Raw genomic sequence first — 9,969 nt, 5'->3', positions numbered from 1 at the left:
ATTTTCAGAAGTTTTCAAAGTTTCGCTTGGAAATCTTTAACAACTTCAACCACTTGCGCTTCCGATCACCCGGTAGCGGGAGGCGAATTCTACAGCGTTACACGCTGCTGTCAACACCTCTTTTTCAACTCCTTTCGGACTTCGATGAACTGAAGCCACTCACTGCCGAAAACTGCGTAACTCTTTGTTTACCAAGGAGTTTCCCGTTTCGACTGCGCCGGAAGTGGGGCGAATTATAGACATCCTGAATCTGCCGTCAACACTTAATTTCACAATTCTGTCATATGGGTCAAAAAACCCCGGAAACACAAAGGCCGGCCCCAAGGGGCCGGCCTTCTTCCCTTCTACTTACAAGCTAGGGAATGCGAATTGCGAAGCTTCATGGCTCGCGCGCTGCGGCCAGCGCTGAGTGATGGCTTTACGGCGCGTGTAGAAACGCACGCCGTCCGGGCCATAGGCATGCAAGTCGCCGAACAGCGAACGCTTCCAGCCACCAAAGCTGTGATAAGCCACCGGCACCGGCAGCGGCACGTTAACGCCGACCATGCCCACTTCGATTTCATCGCAGAACAACCGCGCCGCTTCACCGTCACGGGTGAAGATGCAGGTGCCATTGCCATACTCGTGATCGTTGATCAGCTGCATCGCCTCTTCCAGGCTGTTGACCCGAACGACGCACAACACCGGCCCGAAGATCTCTTCTTTATAGATGCGCATCTCTGGCGTGACGTTATCAAACAGGCAGCCACCCAGGAAGAAACCTTCCTCGTGACCCGCCACGGTCAGACCACGGCCGTCCACCACCAGCGTCGCGCCGGAAGAAACGCCGTCTTCTACATACCCGCTGACCTTGTCACGTGCCTGCCCAGTCACCAGAGGCCCCATGTCCAGACCACAGTTGGTACCCGCACCGATTTTCAGCGCCTTGATCTGCGGCACCAGTTTGGCCACCAACGCATCCGCCACCTGATCACCCACGCACACGGCCACGGAGATCGCCATGCAGCGTTCGCCACAAGAACCATACGCCGCGCCCATCAGTGCGCTGACAGCGTTATCCAGGTCTGCATCCGGCATCAGCACCGCGTGGTTCTTCGCACCGCCCAGTGCCTGGACGCGCTTGCCGCGCTTGGTGCCTTCGGCGTAGATGTATTCGGCAATCGGCGTCGAACCCACGAAACTCAGCGCTTTGACTTCCGGCGCTTCGATCAGCGCATCCACCGCAGCCTTGTCACCATGCACGACGTTCAGCACGCCTTTAGGCAGGCCGGCTTCCAGCAGCAGTTGAGCGATCAGCAGCGTGGAGCTTGGATCGCGCTCCGAAGGCTTGAGGATAAAGCAGTTGCCGCAGACGATCGCCAGCGGATACATCCACAGCGGCACCATCGCCGGGAAGTTGAACGGAGTAATACCAGCCACAACACCCAACGGCTGGAAGTCCGACCAGGCATCGATGTTCGGGCCGACGTTGCGGCTGTATTCGCCCTTGAGGATTTCCGGCGCTGCGCACGCAAATTCTACGTTCTCGATACCGCGCTTCAACTCACCCGCCGCATCTTCCAGGGTCTTGCCGTGCTCTTCGCTGATCAACTGAGCAATGCGGGCTTCGTTCTGTTCCAGCAGTTGCTTGAAGCGGAACATCACTTGGGCACGTTTGGCCGGCGGCGTGTTACGCCAGGCCGGGAATGCAGCCTTGCCGGCGTCGATTGCCTTCTGAATGGTTTCACGACTGGCCAATGGCAGTTTGCGAATGGCCTGGCCGGTGGACGGGTTGAACACGTCAACCGTGCGACCGTCTTCGGTCACCAGTTCGCCATTGATCAAATGCGGGATAAGGCTCATGTAGCGCTCCTGAAAAGTTGTCCACAGGCGCGCCCAATCAGACGCGCCTTCTATATAGATAGCTCTGGGTATAAACCAAGCCGTGATGGCGCCTGTGAATACGCCATCGCGAGCAAGCTCGGCTCCTACAAGTCTTGTTGAAATCAGTCGATCTTGTTCAGCACTTCGCCGACCGCGTCGAACAGACGATCAAGGTCTTGCGGCTTGCTGTTGAAGGTTGGGCCGAACTGCAGGGTGTCGCCGCCGAAGCGCACGTAGAACCCGGCTTTCCACAACGCCATGCCCGCTTCGAACGGACGCACGATCGCGTCGCCATCACGCGGTGCGATCTGGATGGCACCGGCCAGGCCGTAGTTACGAATGTCGATAATGTTTTTCGTGCCCTTCAGGCCGTGCAGCGCGTTTTCGAAATGCGGTGCAACATCGGCGACGCTCTGTACGAGGTTTTCCTTTTGCAGCAAGTCGAGTGCTGCCAGGCCAGCGGCGCAGGCCACCGGGTGCGCGGAATAGGTATAGCCGTGCGGGAATTCCACGGCGTACTCAGGCGTCGCCTGGTTCATGAAGGTCTGGTAGATCTCGGAGCTGGCAATCACCGCGCCCATCGGGATCGCGCCGTTGGTGACTTGCTTGGCGATGCACATCAGATCCGGGGTGACGCCAAAAGTATCGGCACCGAACATTTTGCCGGTACGGCCGAAACCGGTGATCACTTCGTCGAACACCAGCAGGATGTTGTGCTGATCGCAGATCTCGCGCAGACGCTTGAGGTAGCCCTGAGGCGGAACCAGCACGCCAGCGGAGCCGGCCAGTGGCTCGACGAATACGGCGGCGATGTTCGAAGCGTCGTGCAGTTCGATCAACTTCAACAGCTCGTCGGCCAGCGCGATGCCGCCCAGCTCAGGCATACCACGGGAGTAGGCATTGCTCGCCAGCAGTGTGTGCGGCAGATGATCAACGTCCATCATCGCCTGACCGAAAATCTTGCGATTGCCGTTCACACCGCCAAGGCTGGTGCCGGCGATGTTCACACCGTGGTAACCACGGGCACGGCCGATCATTTTGGTCTTGGTGGCCTGGCCTTTCAGACGCCAGTAAGCGCGAACCATCTTCACCGCCGTGTCAGCGCACTCGGAACCTGAGTCGGTGAAGAACACGTGATTCAGATTGCCCGGGGTCAGGTCGGTGATTTTCTCAGCCAGCTGGAACGACAGCGGATGGCCGTACTGGAAGCCTGGCGAGTAATCGAGCGTGCCCAATTGCTTGGCGACCGCTTCCTGGATTTCCTTGCGAGTGTGCCCGGCGCCGCAGGTCCACAGACCGGACAGCGAGTCATAAACCTTGCGGCCCTTGTCGTCGATCAACCAGCTGCCTTCAGCGCCGACAATCAGGCGCGGGTCGCGCTGGAAGTTACGGTTGGCGGTGTAGGGCATCCAGTGAGCATCAAGCTTGAGCTGGCTGGCCAGGGAAGTCGGGGCGTTTTCAGGCAAGTTCATGGGCAAAACCTCGCAGGGCAATAAGCGGCGTAGAGATCAAAAGCGTTCTTGCAGCTAAATTGCCACGGGGATAAAGTCTGTGAAATCCAACTTTTCTAACGTTCAGTCAGGCTATTACTAAACTATGAGCACCCGTCGCCCTGATCCACTCGCGCAAGTCAGCGACTTTGATATCCGTTTATTGCGGATCTTTCGCAGCGTGGTCGAGTGCGGTGGCTTCTCGGCGGCGGAAAGCGTGCTGGGGATCGGTCGTTCGGCCATCAGCCAGCAAATGAGTGATCTGGAACAGCGCCTGGGCTTGCGATTGTGCCAACGCGGTCGCGCCGGATTTTCCCTGACCGAAGAAGGTCGCGAGGTGTACCAATCGGCCTTGCAGCTATTAAGTGCGCTGGAAAGTTTCCGCACCGAGGTCAACGGCCTGCACCAACACTTGCGCGGCGAATTGACCATCGGCCTGACCGATAACCTGGTCACCCTCCCCCACATGCGCATCACCCACGCCTTGGCGCAATTGAAGGAACGCGGCCCGGACGTGCAAATCCAGATCCGCATGATCGCGCCCAATGAAGTTGAACAAGGCGTGCTCGATGGCCGTTTGCATGTCGGCGTAGTCCCGCAGGCCAGCGCGCTGTCAGGGCTGGAATATCAGCCGCTCTACAGCGAACGCTCGCTGCTGTACTGCGCGGTCGGACATCCGCTGTTTTATGTCGACGACAAACAACTCGATGACGAGCGTCTCAATAGCCAGGACGCGATTGCCCCGACCTTCCGCTTGCCGGCGGAGATCCAGGCCCATTACCAGGCGCTCAATTGCACCGCCAGCGCTTCGGACCGTGAAGGCATGGCGTTCCTGATCCTGACCGGCCGGTACATTGGTTACCTGCCGGACCATTACGCCAGCCTCTGGGTGCAGCAAGGTCGTTTACGCGCCTTGAAACCGAAGGCACGTTTCTATGACCTGAGCCTTGCATCGGTCACGCGCAAGGGCCGCCGTCCGCATTTGGTCCTGGAAAGTTTCCTGGAAAGTCTCGCCGCAACGCGCTGAACGGTAGGAGCCGAGCTTGCTCGCGATGGCGGCTTAACATTCAGCATTCATGGTGACAGACCGGACGCCATCGCGAGCAAGCTCGGCTCCTACAAGTACAAAGGGTTTTATTGTGCCGGGACTTGTCTGAAGCCCGTGGGTGCGCTATCAACGCACTGGTTGCACCCACCTATTTGTCTGGAAGTGCCTATGACCTTTGAAGTCCCAGCTCACGGCGGCAAACCTGCCAGCCGCATTCGTCAGAAGAACGAAGAGACCATCATCAAAGCCGCCGAAGACGAGTTCGCCCGCCACGGCTTCAAAGGCACCAGCATGAACACCATCGCCCTGAATGCCGGGTTGCCCAAGGCGAACCTGCATTATTACTTCACCAACAAACTCGGTTTGTACGTGGCGGTGCTGAGCAACATCATCGAGTTGTGGGACAGCACCTTCAACACCCTGACCGCCGAGGATGATCCGGCCGAAGCGCTGACGCGTTATATCCGCGCCAAGATGGAGTTTTCCCGTCGCCAGCCACAAGCGTCGCGGGTCTTCGCCATGGAAGTGATCAGCGGCGGCGAATGCCTGACCGAGTATTTCAACCAGGATTATCGGGCCTGGTTCCAGGGCCGGGCGGCGGTGTTCCAGGCGTGGATCGACGCCGGCAAAATGGACCCGGTTGATCCGGTCAACCTGATCTTCCTGTTGTGGGGAAGCACTCAGCATTACGCCGACTTCGCCACACAGATCTGCCGGGTCAGCGGGCGTACCAAACTGACCAAACAAGACATGGAAGAAGCCGGCAACAATCTGATCCGCATCATCCTCAAGGGCTGCGGCCTGACCCCTGCCATTTAAGACACCTATGCCTTTTACCCTCAGCGACTTTTGCGAATACCGCGAAGAGATTCGCAAAAGCCGCTTCATCACCTTCGCCGCACCGATTGCCAGCCCTGCTAACGCCCAGGCTTTCATCGAGCAACATAGCGATCTGAATGCTTCGCACAATTGCTGGGCGTGGAAGCTCGGCGATCAGTACCGCAGCAACGACGATGGCGAGCCCGGAGGCACCGCTGGCCGGCCGATTCTGGCCGCCATCGAAGCACAGGACTGCGACCAGGTCGCGGTGCTGGTGATTCGCTGGTATGGCGGTATTCAACTGGGCACCGGCGGCCTCGCCCGGGCCTATGGCGGCGGCGCCAACAAGTGTCTGCAAGCCGCGCCGAAGATTGAGCTGATCAGTCGCGTACCCGTCAGTTGTGCCTGCGCCTTCGGCGAACTGGCGCTGGTGAAACTTCGTGTGGCGGAACTGGGCGGGCTGGTGGTGGAAGAAACGTTCACCGCCAACGGCGTCGAACTGCAATTGGCAGTGGGGAAAGCGCAAATCAGTGCTCTGCAATCGCAGCTGGCGGACTTGAGTCGCGGGCGCATTGTGTTGCAGCACTGAACGCACCAACAACGTTCATCCTTATTCCGTCGACGTTAGAGATTTGCCCACATCTACTGTGCACCCGCCTGTGGATAACCTGAGCACAGGTGCCTGTAACCCTTCTGTCATGCGGGTTTGCGGGCTTTGTTCACTTTTCGTCCAATTCGCCATCACTCACCATAAATTCGCGTAAAAACAAATAGTTAGCGCGGTTTATCACCTTTAGAAGATAGCCGTACAGTGCTTATGCCCGTCCTTTGAGCTTGCGCACAAATACTGTGGAGCAATCTGTGGATAACCCGTTCATGGCTGTCGCCGCCCCATATCTGGCATGGCTTGCGAGCAGTTGTTCGTTTTTTAACCAACTGCCGACGAGCAAAACCGGGGCCTGATCAATCGGTTTGCCCTGAAGTAGTGCCTGACTTAGCCTCGAGAGATAGCAATGCCTCGTCCTTGAGAGCCGTGCTTGCAGGGACTGCCGGCTTTCCTGACTCAATGGCCAGGAAATTGCTTTATCCACAGGCATCACTCCTGTCGACCCGAGTCAGTCATGCCCAACCCCGTGCCGATCCCCGATCAAACGCCGCGCCTGCACTTGCGCAGCATCAGCAAACGCTACCCCGGCTGCCTGGCCAACGACGCTATCGACCTGACCATTGCGCCTGGCGAAATCCATGCCCTGCTCGGGGAAAACGGCGCCGGTAAAAGTACGCTGATGAAGATCATCTACGGCGTCACCCAAGCCGATTCGGGAGAGATGATCTGGCAAGGGCAACGCGTGACCATGCGCAACCCCGCCCAGGCCCGAGGCCTTGGGATCGGCATGGTGTTCCAGCATTTCTCGCTGTTCGAAACACTGAGCGTGGCGCAAAACATCGCACTGGCGATGGGCCGGGCGGGTGGCACACCGAAACAGCTTGAACCGAAAATTCGTGAAGTGTCCCGACGTTATGGCATGGCGCTGGAGCCGGAGCGACTTGTCCACAGCCTGTCCATTGGCGAGCGGCAACGGGTAGAAATCATTCGCTGCCTGATGCAAGACATCCGCTTGCTGATCCTCGATGAACCAACCTCGGTGCTGACCCCGCAAGAGGCCGAGGAATTGTTCGTCACCTTGCGCCGACTCGCCGCCGAAGGCTGCAGCATTCTGTTTATCAGCCACAAGCTCGGTGAAGTCCGGGCGCTGTGCCACAGCGCGACCGTGTTGCGCGGCGGTCGAGTGGCCGGGCATTGCGTGCCGGCCGAATGCTCGGACCAACAATTGGCGCGGCTGATGGTGGGTGAAGCGGCAGAGTTGATAACGGACTACCCGAAGGTCGTGGCCAGCAATGCGTTCCTGGCTATTAACGGCGTGTCCTGGCCCAACCCCGACCCGTTCGGCTGCTCGCTCAAAGGCGTTGATCTTGAGGTGCGCAGCGGTGAAATCGTCGGCATCGCCGGTGTCGCGGGTAATGGTCAGGATGAATTGCTGGCCCTGCTCAGCGGCGAAGAACGACTGAGCCACAACGACGGATCGACGATCAGTTTCGGCGGGCAACCCGTCGCCCACCTGCGGCCTGATGCACGGCGTAAGCTCGGCCTCGCCTTCGTTCCGGCTGAACGCCTGGGTCACGGCGCGGTACCGGATTTGAGCCTGGCGGACAACGCGCTGCTCACAGCGTTTCAACAAGGGCTGGTCAGTCACGGATTGATTCAGCGCGCAAAGGTTGAAGCATTGGCCGAAGAAATCATCAAGCGCTTTGGCGTAAAAACCCCCGATACCCAAACGCCAGCCCGCAGCCTCTCCGGTGGCAACTTGCAGAAATTCATCCTCGGCCGGGAGATCCTCCAGCAACCCAAACTGCTGATCGCCGCACACCCGACCTGGGGCGTGGACGTCGGCGCCGCCGCGACCATTCACCGCGCGCTGATTGCCTTGCGCGATGCCGGCGCAGCGATTCTGGTGATCTCCGAAGACCTCGACGAATTGTTCCAGATCAGCGACCGCCTCGGCGCGTTGTGCAGCGGGCGGCTGTCGCTGCTCAAAGCCACTGTCGACACGCGCCTGATTGACGTCGGCGCCTGGATGGCCGGCCAGTTCGATGCCAATCAATCACCTGAACCCGCAACGGTTTAACGGCTTAACTGTTTATCGGAGCTTTCCATGCTGCTTTCTCTCGAACCCCGTGGCCAGCAATCGCGCCTGATGCTTTGGTGCTCACCGTTGTTGGCGGCGGTGCTGACGCTGGGTTGTGGCTCATTGCTGTTTGTCGCGCTGGGCCACGATCCGCTGCTCACCTTGCACACGTTGTTGATTGCGCCGATCAGCGATGGATACGGCGTATCGGAACTCCTGGTCAAAGCGCTGCCGATTCTGCTGTGCGCATTGGGTCTGGCCGTGGCGTATCAGGCACGCATCTGGAACATCGGCGCAGAAGGTCAATTACTGCTCGGCGCATTGGCCGGCAGTACCTTGGCGGTGAACATCATTGACCTGCAAAGTCGCTGGGCACTGGTGCTGATTTTGCTCGTCGGCACCGTGGCCGGTGCAGCCTGGGCCGGGCTGACCGCCTGGTTGCGCACGCGCTTCAACGCCAACGAAATCCTCACCAGCATCATGCTCAATTACATCGCCCTGAACCTGCTGCTGTTTTGTGTGCATGGGCCGTTGAAGGACCCGGAGGGGTTCAATTTTCCGCAGTCAGCGATGTTCGGGGACTTCAGCCGTTTGCCCTTGCTGACCGAAGACGGCCGGGTTCACGCCGGGGTGTATTTCGCCTTGCTGGCGTTGGTCGCGGTCTGGGTGTTGTTGCAGAAAAGCTTTGTCGGTTTTCAGATCAAAGTGTTGGGGCTGGACAAGCGCGCGGCGGGGTTCGTCGGGTTTCGCGAGAAACGGCTGATCTGGCTGGTGCTGCTGATCAGCGGCGGTTTGGCGGGGTTGGCCGGCGTGTGTGAGGTGACCGGGCCGATCGGTCAATTGGTGCCGCAGGTCTCGCCCGGCTATGGCTATGCGGCGATTACCGTAGCGTTTCTCGGGCGGCTGAATCCTGTCGGCATTGTGTTTTCGAGCCTGTTGATGGCGTTGCTGTACATCGGTGGCGAGAGCGCGCAAATGAGCATGAACCTGCCACAAGCCATCACCCAACTGTTCCAGGGAATGATGCTGTTTTTCCTGCTGGCCAGCGATGTGCTGATTCTCTATCGGCCACGTTTGAACCTGCGCTGGGCCCACCGCGCACCCGCCACCGCCGTACATGCAGGAGCGCTGTGATGGATATCGATCTGCTGAGCAATATTTTCTACGCCATGGTCCGTTGCGGCACACCCTTGCTGTTGGTGGCGCTGGGTGAATTGATTTGCGAGAAAAGCGGCGTTCTCAACCTCGGCCAGGAAGGCATGATGCTGTTTGGCGCGGTGATCGGTTTTATCGTTGCGCTGAACAGCGGCAACCTCTGGCTTGGTGTGCTGTTGGCGATGTTCGCAGGGATGCTGCTGTCGTCGTTGTTTGCGTTAGTCGCGCTGGTGTTCAACGCCAATCAGGTAGCCACTGGCCTGGCGCTGACGATTTTCGGCGTCGGCCTGTCGACGTTTGTCGGCGCGGCGTGGGTCGGTAAACCGTTGAGCGGTTTTGAACCGGTGGCGATTCCCTATCTGAGTGAAATCCCGCTGATCGGGCGAATGCTGTTTGCACAGGATCTGCTGGTGTATTTGTCGTTCGCACTGTTTGCGTTGGTGGCCTGGGTGATTTTGAAAAGCCGCGTCGGGCTGATCATTCAGGCGGTCGGGGAAAGCCCGGATGCAGCGAGTGCCCTGGGCTTGCCGGTGTTGGCGGTGCGCACGCTGGCGGTGTTGTTTGGCGGCGCGATGGCCGGATTGGCCGGGGCGTATCTGTCCCTGGCATACACGCCGATGTGGGCGGAGAACATGAGCGCCGGACGCGGCTGGATTGCATTGGCGCTGGTGGTGTTCGCCAGTTGGCGGGTGTGGCGCTTGCTGCTGGGGGCGTATCTGTTCGGCCTCGCCAGCATCCTGCACCTGGTGGCGCAGGGATTGGGGCTGGCGATACCCTCGAGCCTGCTGGCGATGCTGCCGTATGTCGCGACGATTGTGGTGTTGGTGCTGCTCTCGCGCGATGCGCTGCGTACGCGATTGTATGCGCCGGTTTCGTTAGGCCAGCCGTGGCAGGCCGGGCATTAGCG

General features: G+C 59.2%; 8 protein-coding genes. 6 read left to right on the top strand and 2 right to left on the bottom strand.

Features of this window, described 5'->3' with window-relative positions:
* Positions 1-348: 348 nt before the first annotated feature.
* Both C7534_RS08550 and C7534_RS08545 read right to left on the bottom strand, forming a co-directional pair.
* Complete coding sequence (locus C7534_RS08550) at positions 349-1,842, bottom strand: CoA-acylating methylmalonate-semialdehyde dehydrogenase (protein ID WP_046032948.1); 1,494 nt, start codon at positions 1,840-1,842, stop codon at positions 349-351.
* Positions 1,843-1,985: 143 nt separating this feature from the next.
* Positions 1,986-3,335, bottom strand: coding sequence for an aspartate aminotransferase family protein (locus tag C7534_RS08545; RefSeq protein WP_046032949.1), 1,350 nt, complete (start codon positions 3,333-3,335; stop codon positions 1,986-1,988).
* Between the two features lie 124 nt (positions 3,336-3,459).
* Here C7534_RS08545 and C7534_RS08540 point away from each other — a divergent pair, with 124 nt between their 5' ends.
* From C7534_RS08540 to C7534_RS08515, 6 genes are all read left to right on the top strand, one after another.
* Positions 3,460-4,380: a LysR family transcriptional regulator gene (locus C7534_RS08540; RefSeq protein WP_007940170.1), complete on the top strand. Its 921-nt coding sequence runs from the start codon at positions 3,460-3,462 to the stop codon at positions 4,378-4,380.
* Between the two features lie 189 nt (positions 4,381-4,569).
* A complete protein-coding gene (locus C7534_RS08535) occupies positions 4,570-5,220 on the top strand; it encodes a TetR/AcrR family transcriptional regulator (protein ID WP_046032950.1) in 651 nt (216 codons plus the stop codon).
* 7 nt (positions 5,221-5,227) lie between these two features.
* On the top strand, positions 5,228-5,809 hold the full coding sequence (locus C7534_RS08530; protein WP_109785522.1) for an IMPACT family protein: 582 nt from the start codon (positions 5,228-5,230) through the stop codon (positions 5,807-5,809).
* 532 nt (positions 5,810-6,341) lie between these two features.
* Positions 6,342-7,907 carry an ABC transporter ATP-binding protein gene (locus C7534_RS08525; RefSeq protein ID WP_109785521.1) on the top strand — a complete coding sequence of 522 codons (1,566 nt, stop codon included), beginning with the start codon at positions 6,342-6,344 and terminating at the stop codon, positions 7,905-7,907.
* A gap of 27 nt (positions 7,908-7,934) precedes the next feature.
* Positions 7,935-9,041 (top strand): ABC transporter permease, encoded by a 1,107-nt coding sequence (locus C7534_RS08520; protein WP_109785520.1) that lies wholly within the window; start codon positions 7,935-7,937, stop codon positions 9,039-9,041.
* Positions 9,041-9,967: an ABC transporter permease gene (locus tag C7534_RS08515; RefSeq protein ID WP_046032954.1), complete on the top strand. Its 927-nt coding sequence runs from the start codon at positions 9,041-9,043 to the stop codon at positions 9,965-9,967. Before C7534_RS08520 ends, C7534_RS08515 begins: the two co-directional genes overlap by 1 nt.
* Positions 9,968-9,969 lie beyond the last annotated feature (2 nt).

Source organism: Pseudomonas sp. OV226 (genome assembly GCF_003148705.1).
GTDB lineage: Bacteria > Pseudomonadota > Gammaproteobacteria > Pseudomonadales > Pseudomonadaceae > Aquipseudomonas.
Note: the sequence above shows the minus strand (reverse complement) of the source record. Positions and strands in the feature narration are given on the sequence as shown.